This window comes from Gemmobacter sp. 24YEA27 (assembly GCF_030052995.1).
GTDB lineage: Bacteria > Pseudomonadota > Alphaproteobacteria > Rhodobacterales > Rhodobacteraceae > Pseudogemmobacter.
Map to the genome: position 1 here is coordinate 163542 of NZ_JASJPW010000004.1, position 21789 is coordinate 185330.

General features: G+C 63.5%; 23 protein-coding genes and 3 pseudogenes. 15 read left to right on the forward strand and 11 right to left on the reverse strand.

What is annotated here, in order from left to right; genetic code table 11:
• Positions 1–60: 60 nt before the first annotated feature.
• From QNO18_RS22045 to QNO18_RS22100, 12 genes and pseudogenes are all read left to right on the forward strand, one after another.
• Positions 61–605, forward strand: a pseudogene (locus QNO18_RS22045) (YaeQ family protein).
• A 370-nt stretch (positions 606–975) separates the two neighbouring features.
• Positions 976–1113 carry a hypothetical protein gene (locus QNO18_RS22050; RefSeq protein ID WP_283179639.1) on the forward strand — a complete coding sequence of 46 codons (138 nt, stop codon included), beginning with the start codon at positions 976–978 and terminating at the stop codon, positions 1111–1113.
• 29 nt (positions 1114–1142) lie between these two features.
• A complete protein-coding gene (locus QNO18_RS22055) occupies positions 1143–1799 on the forward strand; it encodes an MFS transporter (protein WP_283179676.1) in 657 nt (218 codons plus the stop codon).
• Entirely contained in the window at positions 1792–2226 is a 435-nt protein-coding gene (locus QNO18_RS22060; RefSeq protein ID WP_283179677.1) for an MFS transporter, read from the forward strand. Before QNO18_RS22055 ends, QNO18_RS22060 begins: the two co-directional genes overlap by 8 nt.
• 426 nt (positions 2227–2652) lie before the next feature.
• Entirely contained in the window at positions 2653–5766 is a 3114-nt protein-coding gene (locus QNO18_RS22065; RefSeq protein ID WP_283179640.1) for a response regulator, read from the forward strand.
• Positions 5763–6083: a hypothetical protein gene (locus QNO18_RS22070; RefSeq protein ID WP_283179641.1), complete on the forward strand. Its 321-nt coding sequence runs from the start codon at positions 5763–5765 to the stop codon at positions 6081–6083. The genes QNO18_RS22065 and QNO18_RS22070 overlap by 4 nt, the downstream gene beginning before the upstream one ends.
• 8 nt (positions 6084–6091) lie before the next feature.
• Positions 6092–6625 (forward strand): CheR family methyltransferase, encoded by a 534-nt coding sequence (locus QNO18_RS22075; RefSeq protein ID WP_283179642.1) that lies wholly within the window; start codon positions 6092–6094, stop codon positions 6623–6625.
• 57 nt (positions 6626–6682) lie between these two features.
• The gene (locus tag QNO18_RS22080; RefSeq protein ID WP_283179643.1) at positions 6683–7915 is read left to right on the forward strand and encodes an HWE histidine kinase domain-containing protein; all 1233 of its coding nucleotides are present in this window, start codon (positions 6683–6685) and stop codon (positions 7913–7915) included.
• 53 nt (positions 7916–7968) lie between these two features.
• Positions 7969–8445: a response regulator gene (locus QNO18_RS22085; protein ID WP_283179644.1), complete on the forward strand. Its 477-nt coding sequence runs from the start codon at positions 7969–7971 to the stop codon at positions 8443–8445.
• A 383-nt stretch (positions 8446–8828) separates the two neighbouring features.
• Positions 8829–9380, forward strand: coding sequence for an AI-2E family transporter (locus QNO18_RS22090; RefSeq protein ID WP_283179645.1), 552 nt, complete (start codon positions 8829–8831; stop codon positions 9378–9380).
• A gap of 207 nt (positions 9381–9587) precedes the next feature.
• Positions 9588–10703, forward strand: coding sequence for an AI-2E family transporter (locus QNO18_RS22095; protein WP_283179646.1), 1116 nt, complete (start codon positions 9588–9590; stop codon positions 10701–10703).
• Positions 10704–10926: 223 nt separating this feature from the next.
• Complete coding sequence (locus tag QNO18_RS22100) at positions 10927–11673, forward strand: SDR family oxidoreductase (RefSeq protein ID WP_283179647.1); 747 nt, start codon at positions 10927–10929, stop codon at positions 11671–11673.
• A 21-nt stretch (positions 11674–11694) separates the two neighbouring features.
• Here QNO18_RS22100 and QNO18_RS22105 read toward each other — a convergent pair whose 3' ends face one another.
• From QNO18_RS22105 to QNO18_RS22130, 6 genes are all read right to left on the reverse strand, one after another.
• Positions 11695–12378 carry an ankyrin repeat domain-containing protein gene (locus tag QNO18_RS22105; protein ID WP_283179648.1) on the reverse strand — a complete coding sequence of 228 codons (684 nt, stop codon included), beginning with the start codon at positions 12376–12378 and terminating at the stop codon, positions 11695–11697.
• A gap of 22 nt (positions 12379–12400) precedes the next feature.
• A complete protein-coding gene (locus QNO18_RS22110) occupies positions 12401–12880 on the reverse strand; it encodes a heme-binding protein (RefSeq protein WP_283179649.1) in 480 nt (159 codons plus the stop codon).
• Positions 12881–12968: 88 nt separating this feature from the next.
• A complete protein-coding gene (locus QNO18_RS22115) occupies positions 12969–13550 on the reverse strand; it encodes a response regulator (protein WP_283179650.1) in 582 nt (193 codons plus the stop codon).
• The gene (locus tag QNO18_RS22120) at positions 13534–14556 is read right to left on the reverse strand and encodes an ATP-binding protein (protein WP_283179651.1); all 1023 of its coding nucleotides are present in this window, start codon (positions 14554–14556) and stop codon (positions 13534–13536) included. The genes QNO18_RS22115 and QNO18_RS22120 overlap by 17 nt, the downstream gene beginning before the upstream one ends.
• 17 nt (positions 14557–14573) lie before the next feature.
• Positions 14574–15050: a hypothetical protein gene (locus QNO18_RS22125; protein ID WP_283179652.1), complete on the reverse strand. Its 477-nt coding sequence runs from the start codon at positions 15048–15050 to the stop codon at positions 14574–14576.
• A gap of 363 nt (positions 15051–15413) precedes the next feature.
• The gene (locus tag QNO18_RS22130) at positions 15414–15638 is read right to left on the reverse strand and encodes a hypothetical protein (RefSeq protein ID WP_283179653.1); all 225 of its coding nucleotides are present in this window, start codon (positions 15636–15638) and stop codon (positions 15414–15416) included.
• A gap of 122 nt (positions 15639–15760) precedes the next feature.
• On the opposite strand from QNO18_RS22130, the gene QNO18_RS22135 reads away from it, so the two are divergent.
• From QNO18_RS22135 to QNO18_RS22145, 3 genes and pseudogenes are all read left to right on the forward strand, one after another.
• A complete protein-coding gene (locus tag QNO18_RS22135; RefSeq protein ID WP_283179654.1) occupies positions 15761–16156 on the forward strand; it encodes a cupin domain-containing protein in 396 nt (131 codons plus the stop codon).
• A gap of 177 nt (positions 16157–16333) precedes the next feature.
• Positions 16334–16681: pseudogene (locus QNO18_RS22140) on the forward strand (alcohol dehydrogenase catalytic domain-containing protein); the annotation flags it as partial.
• Positions 16682–16769: 88 nt separating this feature from the next.
• Positions 16770–17216 (forward strand): zinc-binding dehydrogenase, encoded by a 447-nt coding sequence (locus QNO18_RS22145; protein ID WP_283179655.1) that lies wholly within the window; start codon positions 16770–16772, stop codon positions 17214–17216.
• A gap of 851 nt (positions 17217–18067) precedes the next feature.
• Here QNO18_RS22145 and QNO18_RS22150 read toward each other — a convergent pair.
• The 5 genes and pseudogenes from QNO18_RS22150 to QNO18_RS22165 form a co-directional block, all read right to left on the reverse strand.
• Positions 18068–18982, reverse strand: a complete 915-nt coding sequence (locus tag QNO18_RS22150; RefSeq protein WP_283179656.1) for an FAD-binding domain-containing protein — start codon at positions 18980–18982, stop codon at positions 18068–18070.
• 437 nt (positions 18983–19419) lie between these two features.
• A pseudogene (locus tag QNO18_RS22155) lies at positions 19420–19899 on the reverse strand (deoxyribodipyrimidine photo-lyase); the annotation flags it as partial.
• Complete coding sequence (locus QNO18_RS25845) at positions 19847–20479, reverse strand: class I SAM-dependent methyltransferase (protein ID WP_349293935.1); 633 nt, start codon at positions 20477–20479, stop codon at positions 19847–19849. The gene QNO18_RS25845 and the pseudogene QNO18_RS22155, both read right to left, overlap by 53 nt.
• Positions 20373–21005: a class I SAM-dependent methyltransferase gene (locus QNO18_RS25850; RefSeq protein ID WP_349293929.1), complete on the reverse strand. Its 633-nt coding sequence runs from the start codon at positions 21003–21005 to the stop codon at positions 20373–20375. The genes QNO18_RS25845 and QNO18_RS25850 overlap by 107 nt, the downstream gene beginning before the upstream one ends.
• Positions 21005–21787, reverse strand: a complete 783-nt coding sequence (locus QNO18_RS22165) for a DUF1365 domain-containing protein (RefSeq protein WP_283179657.1) — start codon at positions 21785–21787, stop codon at positions 21005–21007. The genes QNO18_RS25850 and QNO18_RS22165 overlap by 1 nt, the downstream gene beginning before the upstream one ends.
• Positions 21788–21789 lie beyond the last annotated feature (2 nt).

Genomic DNA, 21789 nt, shown 5'->3' on the forward strand with positions numbered 1-21789 from the left:
GCTTACCCAGCGGCTCCAAAGGCACTATGCACCCTCATCTTACATATCCGGGGTCCGGTCATGGCGCAGAATGCCACCATCTACAAAGTCGAGCTGTCCGTGGCCGATATGGATCGCCACTATTACGAAACCCACAAGCTGACCGTTGCCAAACACCCTTCCGAGACGGATGAGCGGCTGATGGTGCGACTTCTTGCCTTCGCTCTCAATGCCGAAGCCGAGCTGGAGATGACCAGGGGCCTCTCAACGGATGACGAACCGGACATCTGCAGAAAAGCCTGAGCGGCGATCTTGAACTATGGGTCGCACTGGGCCTGCCCAGCGAGAAGGTCATTCGCCAGTCCTGCAGCAAGTCCAAAAAGGTCACCGTCTACGCCTATGGCGGCAGGCAGGCCGAGATCTGGTGGGATAAAATCAAGGGCAGCTCCGCGCGCTTCGACAATCTCCAGGTGATCAACCTGACACAGGAAGACACGGCCGGGCTGGCGAAGGAGGCAAATCGCTCGATGAAGCTGCAGGTCAATATCCAGGATGGCGACGTGATGGTCAGCGTCGATGGCAGCGTGCTTTACCTCAGCCCGACGAAATGGAAGGCAGCGGCATAGCGGGCACCTGATCGCGATGTGACGGCCGGAAGCCCCCAATCGCTGATCCGCAAGCCCTGCACGCGCCTTTTGGGCCAGGCAGATATGCACTGACCCGAGCGGCTGCAGAACAAGCGCCGAAAATGGCGTCCGCTGTTGCAGGTGGTCGCATTTTGATCGGTCAGTCCCTCTGTGATGCCCAAAAAAGGAAGAACCCATACCTGTGGCCTGGCTGAGGCAGGACACCGGCCCATGTACCCGACGCTCCGTCACGGACACAGGCGGCAGACAGTCCACGGAGAGGCAGCAAGGCAATCAATTCTCTGGGGGGAACATGGCTTCTCAAACTGAAACGGGCGGGCCTGGCCTGATACGGCTGGATGAGGCGCCCATGCGGCCCGTCCATATTCTTGCGGCGGCGGCGGTTCTTGGAGGCGCCGCGCTTGACGGCTATGTGCTGGGGATTGTCGGACCGGCCCTGGCTCTTGCGAAACAGGAGATGGAGCTTTCCGCCCTGGGTCAGGGCTGATCGCGGCAAGTGCCCTGATCGGCGTCTTTATCGGCGGGCTCTTCTTTGGCAACCTGGCCGACCGCTTTGGCCGCAGGCCGGTATTCTCCTGGAATCTGCTGGCTTTCGTTCTGCTCTCGGTCTTGCAGCTTTTCGTGCAGGAGGTCTGGCAGCTGGTGCTCTTGCGCCTTGCGCTTGGTCTGGCGGTCGGGGTGGAATATGCGGTCGGCACCTCGGTTCTTGCCGAATTCTCGCGCCGCAAAGGGCGGGGCGTGTTGCTGGGCAGCTTTGCCGTGGGCTGGCAGGTCGGGTTCACCATCGCCTTTGTCTATGGCAACCTGATCTATTCCGGCGACAACTGGCGGCTCTTGCTGGCAACCAGCGCGATTCCGGCGCTGCTGGTGTTTTTGCTGCGCATAGGCCTGCCGGAAACGCCGATGTGGCTGAAGGCGCGCGGCCGCGACGCCGAGGCGCAGGCTGTGGTCGAACGCCATTTCGGCAAGGGCTTTGCAATCCCTGATGTGGAGCTGAAGCTCAACCAGCCCTCGGCGCGTGAATTGCTGAAAGGGCCGAATGTCCGTCAGCATCTCTATTCCGGCCTGTTCTGGTTCTGCCAGGTGGGCCGTTCTTCGCGATCTTCACTTTTATCGGGCCGGTATTCGACTCGCTCGGGATCGAGGATCAGACCACGGTCGATATCTGGCTGAACCTTGTGCAGATTCTGGGGCGGTTTTCGGCCTTTTCCTGATCGCCTGGCTCAGCCGCCGCCATTTTGTCATTTTCACCTTCGCGGTAATGTTCGTGACGCTGCTGGCGATCGGTCTGTTCCCGCAGGCGCCGATCTGGGTGATTGTCGGCCTTTTCGCGGCCTATATGTTTGTCGCACCTGCGGCCAATAACATCCAGTATGTCTATCCCGCCGAGATTTTCGACACGCATCTGCGCTCGACCGGGGTTGGGTTCTCGGCGGCTTTCTCGCGGATCTCGGCGGCAGCGGCGGTCTATCTCCTGCCCTATGCGCTTGAGACCCTCGGCGCATCGGCAGCGCTGCTGATCATGGCGGGCCTTCCGCTTCTGGGGCTGGTGATGTCCATCCTTTGGGCCCCCGAGACCAAAAGCAAAGCCCTGCTCTGAGCGCGGCATACCTTGCGGCCCGGGCAGTCCTGTCCGGGCCGGAAACCGCAAGAGTTGAGACCCCGACTGCCGGTTCAGGCCAGGCCTCCGGCTAGACCGTCTTTTGCGTCCTCCCGCCCGGGTCACGTCACCTCCGAACCGGGCCTTCCCTCTCAGGGATGCTGCCCATATCATCCTGACGAGGAACAGCATTCAGCGCTCATTGCCGTCGCGGAACAAGCACATGATGAGGCCCCCTGCGCTTTCATGGCGAACGCAATGCGCAGCCGCCAAATCCAACAGGCCATCAGTATCCTTGCGTCCCGGGCTGGCTTTTCAAGGCATTTCGGCTTACTCCCATAGCGTGATCGTCTGTTATTATGAACCCGCTAAGGAATAGTCATGTAACTATGGCGCTGCCGGATCAGGTTGCTGGGGGAGACCAGGATGAAGACTGACAGCAAAGACTATCTCGATGTTTCGGGCCTTGTCGTCATCGTGGCGATTATGCTGATCAGCTTCATTGCCGATCTCAATATCCCGCTGGGCCATGCGGTCTGGCTGGGCTATCTTCTGGCGCTCGCGATCAGTTTCTCGCTGCGGTACCTCTGGCTGCCCTCAGCGATCGCGGTGGTCGGCATAGTGATGCTGATCCTCGGCTATGTTCTGGATGAGCGCGAAAACAACGTCGCAATCGCGCTTTCGAACCGCAGTCTTGCCTCGGCATCGCTGATATTCCTGGCCGTGGCCGGGACTTTCATGGTGCGAAACCGCCTGCGCATCGCGGCCGAGGACTGGCGCAAGAGCATCGAGATGGCGCTGGCGAAAGCTCTCGAGGGCGATCTGAGCCGGGTGCAGATCGGCGAGAACACGCTGCGGCTGGTTGCCGGGGCGCTTGGGGCGCGGGCGGCGGTCCTGTGGGAAAAGCAGCAGGACAGCCTGATCCCGGTCGCCTCCTGGGGAACCGCCAACACGGCCGAGGCGCTGCATGAAGGCCAGCCCGGTCGCCAGGCCGGCCATCTGCGCCGGGCATTGCAGGGTAATGAAACCGTGGTGCTTAAGGCGCCGGGCGAGGCGGCGCTTGACTGGGGGTCGGGGCTGATGCGGGGCCGGTCCGCCTGTTCGGTGATCGTGCCCACCCGCGAGAATGGCGTGGTCAATGGGGTGATCGAGATCGGCCTAGACCGCGAGCCGACCGACGCGGAGCGGGAATTGATCGAAAGCCTCGGCGACAAGGCCGGGGTCGAGTTGCGCTCGGCTTTGTACCGCGAGGAGGTGCAGCAGCTGCTGGATGAGACCCGCCAGCAATCTGAGGAATTGCGCAGCCATTCCGAGCGGCTGGCCGACACCAATGCCGAACTTGAGGAACAGACCGAGGCGCTCAAGCGCAGCGAAGGGCTGCTGCGGGATCAGCAGGCGGCGCTGGAAGAACAGAACGCCCAGCTTGAGCAACAGACTGCCGAGATGGAAGAGCAGCGCGACACCCTGGCGGCGACCGGGCGCAAGCTGGCCGAACAGGCCGAGGAACTGGCCCGCGAAAGCCGCTACAAATCCGAATTCGTCGCCAATATGTCGCATGAGCTGCGCACGCCGCTGAATGCGCTTCTGATCATGGCGCGGCTGCTCAGCGAAAACCGTGGTGGCAATCTGACGGGCGAACAGGTCCGCTGGGCCGAAACGGTGGAAAGCTCGGGCAAAGATCTGCTGCGGCTGATTAATGACATCCTGGATCTGGCCCGGATCGAGGCCGGAAAGGTGGCGATCTCGCCCGAACCCAGCGATCCGCGCGAGATTGTGCAGCGCATCGCGCGCGCCTTCACCTTCGCGGCGTCGGAAAAAGGCCTGAAGTTTGAGACCGAGATTGCCGGGGATATTCCGGGCATCATCACCGACCCCTCGCGGGTCGAGCAGATCCTGCGCAATTTCGTTGGCAATGCGCTGAAATTCACCGATCACGGCGCGGTCACGCTGTCGCTGACGCGCGAGGGCGAGGGCGTGCGCTTCCGGGTGAAGGATACCGGTATCGGCATTGATCCCGAACAGCACAAAGCCGTGTTCGAAGCGTTCCGCCAGGCGGATGGCTCGATCTCGCGCCGCTTTGGGGGCACCGGTCTTGGCCTTGCGATCTCGCGCGATCTCGCCGATCTGCTGGAAGGGCAGATCACGCTGGAAAGCGCGCCCGGCAAGGGAAGTGTCTTCTCGCTCTCGCTGCCGAAAACCCTGAAAGAGATCGATGAACTGCCGCCGGCAGAGCTTCGGCCCGGACTGAAGCCCGCCGCCCCGCCGCGCGCCGCGGAAACGCAGCCCATGCCACTGCGCGGCCCGGGCCAGATCATCGACCTGAGTGACGATCGCGGCGAGCTGGGCGAGGATGACCGCAGCCTGCTGATCGTCGAGGACGACCCGGCCTTTGCCCGCATCCTGCTTGATCTTGCGCATGAGCGCGGCTTCCGCGCGATTGTGGTCAGCAGCGCCGATGATGCGGTGCGGGCCGCGCAGACCTATCTGCCCGTGGGTGTGATCCTCGATATGGGCCTGCCCGATCATTCCGGCCTGACTGTGCTGGACCGCCTGAAGCGCGCGCCCGCCACCCGGCATATTCCGGTCCATGTCGTCTCAGCCGCAGATCACACCCGTGATGCCATGGCGAAGGGCGCGGTGAATTACCTGATGAAGCCGGTGGCGCGCGAATCCCTGATCGAGGCGCTCGACAGTATCGAATTCCAGGCCAACAGCCGGATCCGCCGCCTGCTGGTGGTCGAGGATGATCCGGCGCAGCTGTCGGGGATCAAGGCGCTTCTCGGCTCGGACGCGGTCGAGGTCACCGGTGCCGCGACAACAGCTGCCGCGCTGACCGCCTGCCGCAACAAGACCTTCGACTGTATCGTGCTGGATATGAACCTGCCCGACGGGACGGGGTTCGATCTTCTCGAACAGCTCAGCCAGGACGAGACCGCCTCTTTCCCGCCGGTGATCGTCTATACGGCACGCGCGCTTTCCGAAGCCGAGGAGCAGCGCCTGCGCCGCCATTCGCAATCGATCATCGTCAAAGGCGCAAAATCGCCCGAGAGGCTGATCGATGAGGTGACGCTGTTCCTGCATCAGGTGGTCTCGGATCTGCCGCAGCGTCAGCGCGAAATGCTGGCAGCCTCGCTGAACCGCGATTCGGAACTGGACGGGCGCCGCATCCTCGTGGTCGAGGATGATGTCCGCAATATCTACGCCCTGACCGGGGTGCTGGAGCCGCATGGCGTCGATATCCGCATCGCCCGCAATGGCCGCGAGGCGCTGGATATGCTGGGCCGGGTGACGGATGGCGCCGAGCCTCCGGTCGATCTGGTGCTGATGGATGTGATGATGCCCGAGATGGACGGGCTGACCGCGACCAAAGAGATCCGGCGCATTTCGAAATGGCGGGCCCTGCCGATCATCATGCTGACGGCGAAAGCCATGGCCGATGATCAGGCAAAATGCCTCGCCGCCGGGGCGAATGACTATCTCGCCAAACCGCTGGATGTTGACAAACTTCTGTCGCTGATAAGGGTCTGGATGCCGAAATGACGACCCCGGTTTCCGTCAGCGATAAGATCAACGATATTGAAACGGATCTGTTTCTCGAGGCGCTCCGGCGGCGCTATCACTATGATTTCAGCGCTTACGCCCGTTCATCGCTTGTGCGGCGGGTGGAGGTGGCGCGGACCCGTCTCGGCTGCGACAGCATTTCGGGGATGCAGGCGCGGGTGCTGCGCGAGCCGGAGCTTTTGCATGACGTGATTGACGCCATGACCGTCCAGGTCAGCGATCTGTTCCGCGATCCGGGCTATTACCTGGCCCTGCGCCAGAAGGTTATCCCGCATCTGCAGACTTTCCCTCGCTGAAGGTCTGGGTGCCGGGCTGCGCCAATGGCGAGGAGCTTTATTCTCTGGCCATTCTCTTTGCCGAAGAGGGCCTGCTGGATCGCACCATGTTCTACGCGACCGAAATCAACCGCCGCGCGCTCAGCAAGGCCTCGGCGGGGATCTATGAAACCGGGCGCGTTCAAAAATTCAGCGAGAATTATCGCGCGGCTGGCGGCAAGACGACGCTGTCAGATTATTACACCGCAGCCTATCGCGGCGCGGCATTCCACCGCCATCTGCGCCAGCGCACGCTGTTTTCCGAACATGACCTCGCGACCGATCAGGTGTTTTCCGAAATGCATCTGATCTCGTGCCGCAATGTGCTGATCTATTTCGACGAAACCCTCCAGAACCGCGCTCTGGGGCTCTTCGCTGAATCGCTGGTGCGTGGTGGCTTCCTTGGCCTTGGCTCGCATGAGACATTGCGGTTCTCTAAGATCAAACCTGCTTTCAGCGCCCATGACGAGGGTGAGCGCATCTGGCGCCGCACGAATATCGAAAAGATTGAAAATGCCCAATAAAGCCATCCGTTTCCTGCTGGTTGACGATCTCCCGAGAATCTGCTCGCGCTGGAGACGTTGCTGCGCCGCGACGGGCTGGAGATCCACCAGGCGCGCTCGGCCACCGAAGCGCTGGAGCTGATGCTGCATTATGACTTCCGTCTGGCCTTTGTAGATGTCCAGATGCCCGGCACCAATGGCTACGAACTGGCCGAACTGATGCGCGGCAGCGCGCGGACGCGAGAGATCCCGATCATCTTCGTCACCGCAGCCGATCACAATGAGATCCGTCACTTCCAGGGCTATGAGGCCGGCGGGATTGATTATATTTACAAGCCGATTGACCCGATCATCCTGCGCTCGAAAGCCGAGGTTTTCTACCGGCTGGCCCAACAGACCATCAACCTCGAGCATCAGCGCGACGAGCTGCGCGAAAGCGCCCAGGCGCGCGATCTCGCGATTGCCACGCTGCGGGCCCATGCCGACAACTCCCCGCTTGGGGTGATCGAATGCGATGCCAGCCTCAACCTTCTTGGCTGGTCGGGCGGTGCCGAACGGATCTTCGGCATCGGTGCGGGCCGGGTGCTGGGTGGCAATCTGGGCGAGGCCGGCTGTTTCCGGCCCGAGACGCTGGCGCAGTTCCAGGACTGGATCGCAGGCGCCGGCACGGTTGCCCGACACAGTGCCGAGGCCGTCGCCACCGGCGCGAAAGGCGAGATCAATTGCGAAATCTATGGTTCGGTGGTGATCGACCCGGCAACCGGCCGCCCTTCGCTTTCCCTGCAGGTGCTCGAGACAACCGAGCGTCATCAATCCGAAAAAGTGCGAGCCCTTCTGGTCGGAGAGCTGAACCACCGGATCAAGAACACGCTGGCCAATGTGCAGGCGATCATGCGGCAGACGCTGCGCACCTCGACCACCCTGCCAGAGTTCAATCTGCGGTTTTCAGGCCGGCTTCAGGCGCTGGCACGCGCACATTCCATTCTGTCAGATGTCACCTGGTCCAAAGCGTCACTGGGCCAGCTGGTAAGGGATCAGATCGAAGCCGGCACCCTCGATCGCGATTTCATCGATGTCAGCGGGCCCGATGTGGCCCTGTCGCCGGAAGTGACACTGCGCCTCGCGCTGATCCTGCATGAGCTGGGGACCAATGCCGCAAAATATGGCGCCCTGTCGCAGGCTTCAGGTCGGGCCCTGGGGCGGGTGATCCTGTCCTGGACCATTGACGCCGAAGGGCTGAGCCTGACCTGGCAGGAAACCGGCGGGCCCCGGTCAGCACACCCACACGGCGTGGCTTCGGCTCCGATCTGATCCATAACGGCGTCGGCGATGGCCGGGTCGAGGTTAACTGGAACAGGGCCGGGGTGATCTGGCGGATCATGATCCATTCCGGCTTTGGCCTTGACGGCGCGCAGCGCAGTTCTGAGACCAGGGCTGCCCGGCCGGGCGTGCCGCAGCGCGATGGCATCAAAGACAGCCGGGTCCTGCTGGTCGAGGATGAGCCGCTGATCTCGATGGAGCTTTCCGACGTGCTTGAGGATGCCGGTGCCCGGGTCGTGAAGATTGCGGCCAGTCTTGACGAGGCGATAGTCGCGGCGCGCACGCTGGATTTCGACTTCGCGCTGCTGGATGGCAATCTGCGCGGCGCGCCGGTGGATGTGGTTGCCCATACATTGCGGCTGCGCGGCGTGCCGTTCTGTTTCATCAGCGGCTACAGCCGGGATCAACTGCCGCGTGACTTTCAGGACGCCCCCTTGCTGACCAAGCCGGTGGATCAGGACAAGCTGCTGGAGGTCGTGCTTAAATTGCAGACCGGCGAAAACAGGCGCGCTACGGGCTGAGAACTACGGCCATGCCTGACGAAAACTGCCAGACACGGCGCCGAAATATGGTTGCAGCAAAACGCCCGCATCCGGAGGAAGCGCCCGCCGCCCGGGGCCCTGGGCGATGATGAAAGACGCCTTCGCAGTCTGGCCATCATTGTGTCGGCTTCACCCTCTGCAGGGTCATTCCTTCGGGTGCTGCGCTGATCTTTTGCCTTGCCAGACTGCCAGCCGCCGGTGACTATCGGCGCAAACCGTGCAGGACTGACGCAGCCCGCGCCATGAGGCACAGTTTGTTGTGACGGCGCATTTCGACACGCCCGAAAGCGATAACGGCAGGTCAAAAGGTCCGGACCTGTCGTGATTTATGTGACGCATGGCTATGTGAGTGCAGGTGACAAATGTCGGAAACACCCTCTCTGACTGAAAGCGCATCCTCATCGGTCGGAAGGATCACGCTTCCCCGCATGGCGACCATCGTCGCGGTCGCCGCCGTCCTTTATGTTGCACAGGATGTTTTCCTGCCGATCGCCATCGCGATGCTGATCGCCTTCGCGCTGTCACCGCTGGTTTCGGGGGCCCGCAGGATGGGCCTGCCGATGCTGACCTCTGTCCTGCTGGCCACGGCACTTGCCTTCAGCGTGATCGGCCTGCTCAGCCTGATTGTCTTTTATCAGCTGGCGGATCTCGCGGTGAAGCTGCCCAGCTTCCAGGCAAATATCATCAGCAAGCTTGATGCGATCCAGAGCGCCTCGGGCGAGGCCAGCCTGATGTCGCGCCTGATGGAGATGGCGGCCTCGATCAATTCTGAAATAAGTGGCGTCCTCCCGGAGAAGGCACGGCAGCGGCCCAGCCCATGCCGGTGCAGGTGGTGCAGCCCAGCAACCCGCTTGAAATCCTGCAAAGCCTGGTGGTCCCGCTCGTCAGCCCCATCGCGACGACAGGTCTTGTGATCGTGCTGGTGATCTTCATGTTGCTGGAGCGCGACAGGCTGCGTGACAGGTTCATCCGCCTGGTGGGCACCGCCGATCTGCACCGGACCACCCAGGTTCTCGAGGAAGCGGGCGGCAGAGTTGGCAGCTATCTTCTGATGCAATTGCTGGTCAATGCCATCTACGCGCTGCCGATCGGGATTGGTCTTTGGCTGATCGGGGTGCCGAATGCCGCCTTTGGGATTGCTGACGCTGGTTCTGCGCTTCGTCCCCTATATCGGCTCGGTTCTTGCGGCAGCCTTCCCGCTGTTCCTCGCCTTCGCGGTTTCCTCAGACTGGTCTGCGGTTCTCTACACCGCCGCGCTTTTTGCCGTCGTCGAACTTATCACCTCCAATATCATCGAACCCTGGCTCTATGGGGCCAATACCGGTGTGAGCTCGCTGGCGATCATCGTCTCTGCGATCTTCTGGACCTTTCTCTGGGGACCGCTCGGCCTTGTCCTGTCGACCCCGCTGACCGTGTGTCTGGTCGTCCTTGGCCGTCACATCCCACAATTCGAGCTGTTCGATATCCTGTTCGGGGATGAGCCGGTCCTGGCAAGTCACCAGAGGTTTTATCAGCGTTTGCTGTCAGGCGACCGTATCGAGGCGGCCTCGCGTGCGGAAGAGTTGCTTGAGGATATGACTGCGGCCGAATTCCACCGTGATGTAGCGCTTCCGGCCCTGTTGATGGCCCAGGATGATCGCGACCGTGGTGTGCTCTCGCCCGGACAGGAAAGCAGGCTCGCCGGGGTCGGGATGGCAGTTGTATCGGATATCGGTGCGCTGATGGCCGAAGACGCCGGCGAAGCGCAGGCTGCGCCGCAGCTGCGTATCACCTGTTTCGGCGGGCGCTGGCCCATAGATGATGTCTCGGCGGCGATCCTTGCCCAATCCCTGCAGGAGGAAGGCGCCGAGGTCCTCCACAGATCCTATATGGATCTTACGCCCGGCGGGCTTGCGGCTCTTAACCTTGCGGAAACCGATTGTGTGATCCTGTGTTTCCTGGATTCAACGCCCACACGGGCCTCCCTGCTGCATATCAGGCGGATCAAACGGCTGCGCGCGGGGCTGCGTCTTGGCATCGTGATCTGGCAGATGCCAAAAGATCTGATCCTTGAAGGGTCTGCGGGCCCGGCGCCGGTTGATCCCGCAAAGCTCGCCGAAGCCCGTTCCCTGGGCGCGGATTTTGTTGAGACATCCCTGGAAGGTGCCGTGGAAGCAGCCTTGCAGGATGTGCCCGCCCTGCCCCTTCCCGAAGCGCAGCCCCGCAAACGACCGAGCCGGCCCCGGTCTGCGGCCTGAAGAGCCGGGGCCTGCACAGTCCCCGACCTGCCCGCCACACCCGCAACCTGCCGCGTTGGATCATGATCTGCTTGCTGCAATGCTGTGGCGGCGGGCATCTGATCATCCGACCGCCACTGGCGGCGGGCAGCGCGCTCAGATAGGCAACCTCAGCGGTCAGTCTTCTGAAAGAAACGGGGCGCTCTGGCAGGAAATAGAGGCAAAGCCGGTGAGAGGTGCAGAGATGGATCTGAGCGGGAAAACAGTGGTCATCACCGGTGCCGGGCGGGGGCTTGGCGCGGCTTTTGCCCTGTCACTGGCCCCATTGGGATGCAATCTCATCCTGTGTGGACGGCGCGAGGCTGATCTCGCAGCCGTCGCCAGGTCCGTGCTCAGTCACGGAGGTAAGTCTGCGCAGACCGTGGCGCTGGATCTTGCCGATGCGGCAAGCGTCACAGAGGCAGTGGCGCGGATCGCCACATTTCAGGCCCCGGTCGATATCCTGATCAACAATGGCGCGATGTGGCTTGAAGCCAGCCAGGCCCCCTATGCCGAAGCGGAGGTGATGGCGGTCGTCAATGCCGCGATCACCGGGACATTCCTGCTGGTGCAGGGGCTGCGGCCTTTGATGCAGCTGTCCGACGCGCCCGATATTCTGACCATCGGCTCGATCAGCGGCCTGCCGAATGCGGCGCTGCAGACGGTTTCTGTGCCGTTCTATGCCGCCAAACGTGGCCAGGTGGCGCTTGCCGAAGGGCTGAGGCAAGAGTTCAGAGGCGGGAAGTTCCGCTCGATCCTGGTGAACCCGCCTTATCTCGACGAGGCGATGCCTGGCGGGCAGAGCTGGGCCGCAAACGGCACCCGTGCAAAGAATATGCGGGCGACGAGCCGGGATGTGGTGGAGGCGTCGATTTTCGCGCTGACACGCCCGCACCATATATCCCTGACCATCGAACTTGGCGCAGATGAGGGCGGCCTGTTCCCGTCCTGATGGGGCGGGCCGGGCGGGCTGTCACTTATGCCGCGCGATCATCTCGGCGATCTTCGTGAACCCGCGCGCCCGTGCATGTTCCAGCGCGGTGATGCCGTCGCGATCGGGGATCTCCGGATCGGCCCCCGCCGCCAGAAGCTGCGCGATGATCTCCTGATGGACCGGGCCGCCATCGGTCAGAACCACGGCCTCCATCAGCGCGGTCCAGCCGAGCCGGTTGACATGGTTCACATCGACCCCGGCCCGGATCAGTTGTGCCACCGCGTCGGGATGGCCCTTCTCTGCGGCGGGGATCAGGGCGGTGCCGCCAAAGCGGTTGGTGCTGCGCAGATCGGCGCCATGCCGCAGGATCATCGCGAGGATCTCGCTGCGGCCCTCGGCACCGGCCACGAGATAGGGGCTGTCCTGCTGGTTGTCTTTCGCATTCACATCTGCGCCGGCGGCCAGCAAAAGCCGGGCCGAAGGGATGTCGTTCTTCCAGACAGCCACCAGAAGCGCGGTCTGGCCGGATGCATTCTGCAGGTCGACAGTCTCGCCGGCGGTAATCGCCCGTTCCAGCGCGACGATATCTCCCGCGCTGATGGCTGCCAGAATATCCGCCTGTGCCATAGGCCCGCTCATGATCAGAACTCCCGCAAGTATCATCATCCGCATCGCATTGCCCCGCTTTTCGCTGTGGCGACCTGCGGGGGCGTAACGCTGCACCCCCGCAGGTCCTTGTATCATTTCAACCGGTCGGCGAACTGATCAAGCGCCTTATTGGCGCAGGCCTCGTCAAGATGACCCCCGGAGCCCCACCGACCCCGACCGCGCCGATGACCTGATCGCCTGCCCGCACGGGAACACCGCCCGCCAGCACAAGGAACCCCGGGATATCAGCCAGACCGGCGGCACCCGGGTTTTCGGCGACCGTTTTGGCCATGCCGCTGGTCGGGTTGCGCGATGCGGCCGATGTATAGGCCTTGGCGGTGGCGGCAGCCGCAGTGTGATTGCCCGCAGTCTCGGCCCGCACAAGCGCCAGCAGGATGCCCGCGCGGTCGGTCACTGCCGCCGCGACATTATGGCCGTCTGCGGCACAGGCCGCGACGGTGGCGGTGGCAATCTCGACCGCGAGACCGGTGCCGAGGCTGCGGAATTCGACAATGTCCTGCGCCATGACCGGCAGGGCAAAACAGGCGATGGCTGCGGCGCTGATGATCGTTTTCATAGTGTCCCCTCATAATGCTGATGCCCTCACCCTAACCGGGGCAGGCTTTGCGCCATATTCGCAGGATAACGGGGAGGGATCGGTAGGATTACGGATGCAGCGAGATCCAGGCGCGGGTCTGTTCCGCCACGGCTGCGGTGCCGAGCTTTGCCGCAATCGCCGCGCGGTGACTGTCAACCGTGCGCACCGAGAGGTGCAGGGCGGTGGCGATATCCTTGCTGCCAAGCCCGCGCGCGACCATTTCCAGCACCTCGGCCTCGCGCTGCGTCAGCAGTGACAAAAGCTGCCGCGTCTCGTCGCGCTGCAGATCGGCGGCCAGTTGTGCCTCGGCCCGGGTGATCGCATCCATCAGCGCATGTTCATCGACCGGCTTGGTCAGGAAGTCGGTCACACCGGCGCGAAAGGCCCGCCGGCAGGCTTCGACATCGCCGTGACCGGTCACCATGATCGCGGGCCAGTGAATGCCGCGCTGCCCCAGCTGATCAATCAGTTGCAGCCCGCTGATCACCGGCATGCGCAGATCCAGCAGCAGCACGCCGGGCCGCGCGGTGTCGAGATGGGCCAGAAGATGCGGGCCATCGGGAAAGCCGGTAACCTCTTTGTGATAGGTGCGCAGCAAAAGCGTCATCGCCTGGCTGACGGCGGCATCGTCATCAACGAGATAGATCATCACGCCCCGCCTCCGGCAGCAAAAGGGTGAAGACCGCACCGCCGGTTGTGGGGTCGTTCCCGGCGGTAAGATGGCCTGACATAGCCTCGGTCAGGCGCTCAGACAGCGAAAGACCAAGCCCCATGCCATCGGGTTTCGTGGTGAAAAACGGCTGGAATATGCGCGAGATGTCGTCTTGCGCGATCCCCGGCCCGTTATCGGCCACACGCAGGGCAACCATGCCCGCGCCCGCCGCGCGTGTGGTGATGGAAATCACCGGCGCAGCGGTTTGCGCCATCGCCTCGGCGGCATTCATCAGCAGATTGTGCAGCACCTGCTGAAACACCACATGGTCGACGCGGATGGTGGCATCACCGCTCAGATCCACCCGCAGCACGATCCCGCGCCGGTCCAGCTCGGGGCGGATCAGTTGCAGCGCATCCTCCAGCGCCTTGCGCAGGGGCCAGGCCCGGGGCGCGACCGGCGTGCCGCCGATATAGGCGCGCATCCGGCCCAGAATATCACCCGCGCGCCGGGCCTCGCGGATATTGGCGTCGATGGCTGCGGCAAGGATCTCGGGCATGTCCAGCGCCAGGGCCCGTTTCGCTGCCTGGCTTTGCCCCGAAAGCGCCGCCACCGGCTGCGACAGCTCATGCGCGATCCCCGAGGCCATTTCCCCCAAAAGCCCAATCCGTGCGGCATGGGCCATGCGCGCCTCCTGTTCCAGCAGAGCAAGCTTCTGGTCTTGCAGGCGCGCATTCCGGCGGGCATCGATGCTGCGCCAGCTCAGCCACAGAAGCACCACAGCAAGCGCAAGGAGCGGCGCCAGGACAGGCAAAGGCAGGATCTGCGCGAGACCGGGCGACAGCACAAGATCCAGCCGCAGCGGCTGGGTGGGATTGGCGATCTGGCGGCTTAGCGCCAGGCGGAACGGCGCGGAGGCGACGTTGTCGCGCGGCGTCAGCATGGTCTCGCCAAGCGAAAGGCTCGCGCTGAGCCCGGAAGGGATTGCGGCTTCGTCCAGCATCCGGCGGGCATCAATCTTCAGCCGGACCACAAGGCCGGGACGGACCAGCTTGTAGATAAGATAGGTTCCGGCCCCGCTGTCTGCCGCCGTCTGTGTGGCGCCGGGATGGGCAAGGGGGGTGGCGCGGGCTCATCGGGCATCGGGGCCGGCCCGGCCGGAGTTCCAAAGCCGATCACCTGGCTGCCATCATCCGCCGAGACGCTGACACCGATGATGCGCGGGTAGAATTCCAGGATCGCCACCGCAAGCCCTTGTACCCCCTGGGCGTTCTCACCGGTAAGGCCGGATCCCTGTTCGACCGCCGTGCGGATCACGGCGGAAAGCGCCGTCAGATGCGCCTCATGCTGTGCGAGCTTTTCTGCGAGTCCGGTCTCGAGATGCAGCGCTCCGGCGTCCAGCTCACGCGCCGCCATCCGCCAGCAGGAAAAGACCCCGACAGCTGCGACCACCAGCAGCGCTGTGATCGCCGCGAAAGAAGCCCTTCTGAAGCGCAATCTTTCCCCACCTCCCTGAACCTGCTCCTCTGCGAGGGACACTATAGGCGCCTCTTGCCGCACCGAACAGGACCCGCCGCCGACGCCGCGATCCTGTGGTGGGGGCCTGTGTAGCGGATGAGGCAACCCGCAAATGTCTGTGACCCGTTGTCCAGCGCCACGATTAGCGCGCCCGGGTCGCAACCTGCCGGGCGATGAGGTCCTCGGTCACATAGGTGATGCCGGAGCCGCACATCGCCGCATCGGCCAACTCATAGAATCCGTTGATGGTCAGCGGCCTCTCGACCGCACTCCCGGGTCTTCACTGTTCTTCTCAAACGCCCAGACATAGAATCAACCGGCCTCGATCTGTCGGATGTTGATTCAGGTACGGGCGATCAGCTCCTTTGGCTGCATGGGCTTGCCGATATGTAGTAGCGTGACGCGGCGGGCGGGCCGCACTTCGATGCCTTTCGGCAGGCTGGCCAGTTTCGGCATGGCCTCGCTGCGGTTTCCAGGCGCATCATTGCCGGCACATCTTGCATGCAGGAATCTGGCGGCTGCGCCACGTACCTGTTGAACCGCCGCCTGGATCAGACCAGAGCTCAACCGATCAGTGATGAGACGCCGGGCGATCTGTGTTACTTTCGCGGCTGGGGCGCGGTGGCGCCGCTACGGGTCAGGACCATCTATCCGCTGCGCCTTGATCATATGTCTTAAGGAGAAAACCGATGGAAATATTCCGTGCCGGACAGGTGCCTTCGCGCAAAGGTCCCGCCGACTGGTTCACCGGACAGGTCCGTATCGACACCCTGTTCAATCCCGCCGCGCCCGAGCGCGTGCAGGGCGCGAGTGTGACCTTCGAGCCGGGCGCCCGCACCGCCTGGCACACTCACCCGCTGGGCCAGACGCTGATCGTCACGGCTGGCCTCGGCCGGGTGCAGCGGGATGGCGGCCCGGTCGAGGAAATCCGCCCCGGCGATGTTGTCTGGTTCGCTCCGGACGAACGCCACTGGCATGGTGCCAGCCCCGCAACCGCCATGACCCATATCGCCCTTCAGGAAGTAAAGGACGGCAAAGTCGTCGACTGGCTGGAACATGTAAGCGACGCCGAATACGGCGTCTGACCTGGCTGAAACACGTATGATCGGAATCCAGGGCCAGCCCCTGCGGGTCAGGAATGCAGCTGACCACAGCGCAAACCGGGCCGGACCCACCACAAAAGGAGACCTGAAATGGTTGTGAAAGCCTATGGCACACCGGCAGGCGATGCGCCGCTGGCCCCCCTGAACATCACCCGCCGCATGCCCGGCGCCCATGATGTGCAGATCGGGATTCTGTTCTGCGGCATCTGCCATTCCGACCTGCACCAGGCCCGGGGCGAATGGGCCGGAACTCTGTATCCCTGTGTTCCGGGTCACGAAATCGTCGGCCGCGTCGCCTCGGTCGGCGCACATGTCACCCGCCACAGGCCCGGAGACCTGGTCGGCGTCGGCTGCATCGTCGACAGCTGCCAGCATTGCGCCGAGTGCAATGACGGGCTGGAGAATTACTGCGACAGCATGATCGGCACCTATAACGGGCCGACGCCGGACGCGCCCGGCCATACCCTTGGCGGCTATTCGCAAGAGGTGGTGGTACATGAGCGCTATGTGCTGAAGATCACCCATCCCGAGGATCAGCTGGCCGCCGTGGCCCCGCTTCTCTGCGCCGGATCACCACCTGGTCGCCGCTGCGCCATTGGGGACGGGCCCGGGCAAGAAGATTGGCGTCGTCGGTATCGGCGGTCTTGGCCATATGGGAATCAAACTGGCCCATGCCATGGGCGCGCATGTGGTGGCCTTTACCACCTCGGAGTCAAAACGGACCGATGCGCTGAAGCTCGGCGCGGATCAGGTTGTGGTATCGCGCAACGCGGCAGAGATGGCCGCCCATGCCAAAAGCTTCGATCTGATCCTGAACACGGTGGCCGCGCCCCATGATCTGGACGCGTTCCTCGTGCTGTTGAAGCGCGACGGTACGATGACGCTGGTCGGCGCACCCGCCACGCCGCACCCGATGCCCAATGTCTTTAACCTGATCATGCGCCGCCGCAGTCTTGCCGGGTCGATGATCGGCGGCATCCCGAGACACAGGAGATGCTGGACTTCTGCGCGAAACACCGCATCACTTCCGATATCGAGATGATCCGTGCCGACGAAATCGAGGCCGCTTACGAACGGATGCTGAAAGGCGATGTGAAATACCGCTTCGTCATGGATATCGCCACGATGTGATCCAGCAAGGCGCTCCGGCATTGCCGGGGCGCCTTGCTGGCTGCCGGGTGGCGGGCTCCGGATTTCCCCATGGTCTTCGTCCGCTAAGGCGTGGCAAAGGCGCCTTGGGCCTTATTAAGGTTTCAGATGTTCCAGGAGCGGTCTGTGACGGGCCCAATCGGGGTTTGCGCCGCTTCCGGGTTTTGCATGGCGGATGCGAACGTCTCGTACAACGCGCCGGCTCCCCCGGGAAATCCCAGGGCATCGCCGCTCTGTCGCTGAAAATTGCGCTTCTTTCGTCGAGGGCTGGACGCCTGAGCCCTCCAGCCCGACTTTCACAAAGGACGTGGAAAGATGTCCAGCACCATCCAGGGCAAAACCATTCTGAGCATCGGCGCCTCTTCGGGTATCCGCGAGGCCACCGCATAGCGTCTTGCCGCCTGAGGCCCGGAGGTGGTTCTGAGCGCACGCCGCGAAGACCCGCTGAAAAAGGCCGCCCGGGCGATCACCGGGCGGGAGAGCAGCCGATCAGACAGGAGCCGGAGTCACTGAGGACAAACTGGCCTTCGTTGCCCGGGCCCGTGCAACATTCAGCAGTAACGACTCCATCTTCCTTAACACCGGCCGATGCCCGGCGCGCCAGTCCCGGCACTCAGGATCACGGAATGGAAACCTCTTATTGATATGAACATCAATCGCAGCCTGAACGGGCGTGCCGCAGTCAGGCCGGCAATGCGTATCTTCCGGTCCAGGTCGCTGTAGCGTGCAGAGCGCCACCCGGCCTCAGGACATCAGGCCGACGCCGGGTTGCTGCGCAAGCCATCTCCGCAGAGCCGACACGCCGATGCCTGGCCTGGCCCGGTTCTCTCTTTCATTACAGGCCCTCAGGAGCACTCTGAAGCGGTTATCCCGTGAGGGGTTCATCTGCTGAACCGTGGGTGGAAGCACGGGAAGAGAAGCAGGCCGCATATAGCAGGCGATGGGATTTGACACTGGCCCGCTGGCCGTCGGCGGGAGCAGAACCGCTCTCGTCCTGCACCCGGATCTGCGGCAAGCGATGGGGCCCGGGATGGATCCGATCGGCCCCGCCTCGAATACATGAAATGACAGGATGCCGTGCAGTATGTCAGCCCGGACCCTGATCTGAACGGGGCGCGGCCCGCTCCCTGGATTTGCGGTTAAAAGCCTCCAGCGCCGAGAGCGCACGTTTGCGGCCCTGATCCAGGAGCGCGGCGCTGTCTGTAAGAGCGCGGTGCTCAGGCGCGTTCCAGGAGGCAGGCACAGTCTCACGCCAGGCGCTCGCCCTTCGCCCGTCAGCCAGTGATCGCGGTAAAGACTTTTTGGGTCAAAACTTGCCGCCTGCTTCTCCGGGTTGAAGATGCGGAAAAAGGGCGAGGCATCGGGCCCGCAGCCTGCAACCCATTGCCAGTTCATCGCATTCGCGGCCGGATCCCAGTCGGTCAGGCTGTCTTCGAAATGCGCAAGACCGATGCGCCAGTCGGTCAGCAGATGTTTCGTAAGCCAGCTTGCCACCACCATGCGGACCCGGTTGTGCATCCGCCCGGTCACCCGCATTTCGCGCAGGCCCGCATCAACCAGCGCGATGCCGGTTTCGGCGCGGCTCCAGGCCAGGGCAGCGGGATTGGCGCCAAGCCAGGGAAAGCGCGCCCAGTCCGCGCGCCAGGCCGTCTCGGCCAACTGCGGGAAGGCCAGGAGCAGATGCCAGGCAAATTCACGCCACAGAATTTCCGAAAGAAACTTCTCAACCCCGGGGCAAGCGCGGGGTCGATGTCGCCACGCAGCGACGCCATCGCCCAGATGCGGCGCGGACTGATCTCCCCCAATGCCAGATGCTCTGACATACCCGAAGTGGCGTCAATATCCGGGCGGTCGCGGTGGGCGGGGTAATCCGGCAGATGGGCGATAAAATCCCCGAGCCGGGCAAAAGCCGCTGCCTCGCCCGCAGGCAAGGCCTGTTCCGCCAGAACCGCCGCCCCGCGATACATATCCGGCGCGAGGGTCAGTTGTCCGGCCCGCAGCGCGCCGATGGCCGGCAGGGCGGTGATTGCAGCAGGGGGCGGCAGGGGCCGGTCGGGCCCCGCAAGCCGCACGGCCCGGGCAAAGGGGGTGTAGACGCGAAAGCTGCCTCCCGCGCCGGTTTTCACCCGTGAGGGATGGATCAGCAGATGGCCTTCATGCAGATGCAGCCTGACAGGGCCTGGCGCGAGTGCCCGGCGCAGGCCGTCCTGCGCGGCGCCGGTGGCCGCTGTCGGCCAGTCGTTCTGATGGATGGCGCTGGCCCCGATGCGGATGGCAAGATCGGGAAGAAGATCAGGCGCCTCTCCCTCCAGCACAGTGATCGGCTCGCCCGTCCGCGCCTGCCATTCGGCATCGAAGCTGGCCAGGGCCCGCCCCAGCCGCCAGCGGCTGGCCGCGCCTTGCGCACGCGTCGCAGTGTCGATGACAAAGACCGGCAGAACGGGTCCGTCCTTGATTGCCGCCGTCAGCGCGGCATTGTCGTCAAAGCGGAAATCGCGGCACAGCCAGAGGATTGATGTCATCTTATGCCGCCTGTGCAATTTGGCCGACATGGCCGAATTCGACCTGTACCACATCAGAGCGCCCGGTCGCAAAGGTCGCGGCGCAGCTCTCCAGGTAATAGCGCCAGCCGCGCAGGAAGGGCTCGTCATAGCCAAAGCGGCGGATGCGCGGGGCGGCCCCGGTCATGCGCTCGGCCCAGATCCGGCAGGTGCGAGCGTAATCCTGCCCGAAAGAAAAGCTCGCATGCAGTTCCAGCCCGGCTTTCGCGCCCTGATGGCGCAGGATCGCCGGGCTGGGCAGCATACCGCCCGGGAAGATATGCTGACGGATGAAGTCAGAGCGTTTGCGATAGATCGAGAATTCGGCATCCGGCACGGTGATCGCCTGCAGGACCGCCCGCCCGCCGGGGGCAAGGCGCGCTTTCAGCGTGGCGAAATAGGCGGGCCAATAGCGTTCGCCGACAGCCTCGATCATCTCGACCGAGACAATATTGTCGAAGGTCCCGCCGGCGTGGCGGTAATCCTGCAGCCGGATCTCGGCCCCTCCGTCAAGCCGTGCATCGGCATAGCCCTTTTGCGCGGGCGACAGCGTCAGCCGGTGACATGACGCCCGGTTTCGGCGGCGCGTTCGGCAAATCCGCCCAGCCGCAGCCAATCTCGAGAATGCGCTCGCCCGGAGCCAGCCGCGACAGGATACGATCATTCTTGCGCGCCTGGGCGGTTTCCAGATCATCGGTGCCGTCGAACAGAGCCGAGGAATAGCTCATGCCCGGATCAAGCCAGAGCTGGTAGAATTCATTCCCGACATCGTAATGCGCCCGGATATTGCGTGACGAGCCCGCGAGCGAATTGGTCCGCAGCCGGTCGGTCAGGCGAAACCTGAGAGCAGCAAGCCAGCCCGGTCTGCCCTGGCCATTCAGCAGATCGAAATTGCGGATGGCAAGGCTCAGAAGCGCTTCGAGATCCGGGCTGTCCCAATGGCCTGCGACATAGCTTTCGCCAAACCCCACATCGCCGCGCGTCGCCAGCGCGGCAAGCAGCGCCCAGTCGGTGATCCGGATCACGGACTCGGGGCCTTCTGATCCGAAATTATGACAATGGCCCTCGGGGGTGGTCAGGCAAAGGCGTCCGTGCCGGATACCCTCAAGCGAGGCGAGAAAGCGGGTCTGTAGCAGGCTCATCAGCTGATTTCCTCAGGGGGCGCAGGGGGCAGGCGGCGATAGGCGACGCCTTTGAGGCGCAGGCGCAGGGCCTGCCAGTAGATCAGGGCCAGGACCCGCAGCGCGCCGCCCGGACGGCGGAAGGCGGCTGTCAGCAGGCCAGACTGGCGCAGGGGCCGGGGCGCGGCATTGAGTGTGGCGATCAGCCCCTCTTTGCCATCTGTGTGGCGGATCAGCATGGCAACCCGGGCCGGGGTCACGCGGAACCGGAACTCATAGCGCCCGGCCACGTCCTGAAAAGGCGAGACGTGAAAGACCTTTTCGGTGGTCATGAGATCTTCAGGCCCGATCGGCGTGAACCCCTCATGGTGACAAAGATAAGAGTGCCGCTGGCCAAAGGTGTTGTTGACCTCGGCGAGCACAGCAAGAAGATCATCGCCGCGCAACACCATCCAGAAGCTGACCGGGTTGAACCAGAAACCAAGGAACCTAGGCTGCGCCATCAGCGCCAGGGTCATCGCACCCTCTCGGCGCAGACCGGCCTGCCCCAGCACCTCCCAGGCCCATGCAGCGCCTTTGCCATTCCCCCGGGGGCCGCCATGGTCAGTCGCGCAAAAGCTGAAAAGGCCGGCGCGTCCAAGGCGGAAGAGCCCGTGCCGGCATACGACCTCGGGCGCCAGCAGCAGATAATCGACCCGGTAGCGAAAGGCATGGCGCCGCGCGCCGCGTCTCGCATGGGTCACATCCGAAGTCAGATGCAGCACCGCGCCTTGCGCCAGTTGAGAGACAAGCCCGCCTTCCATCT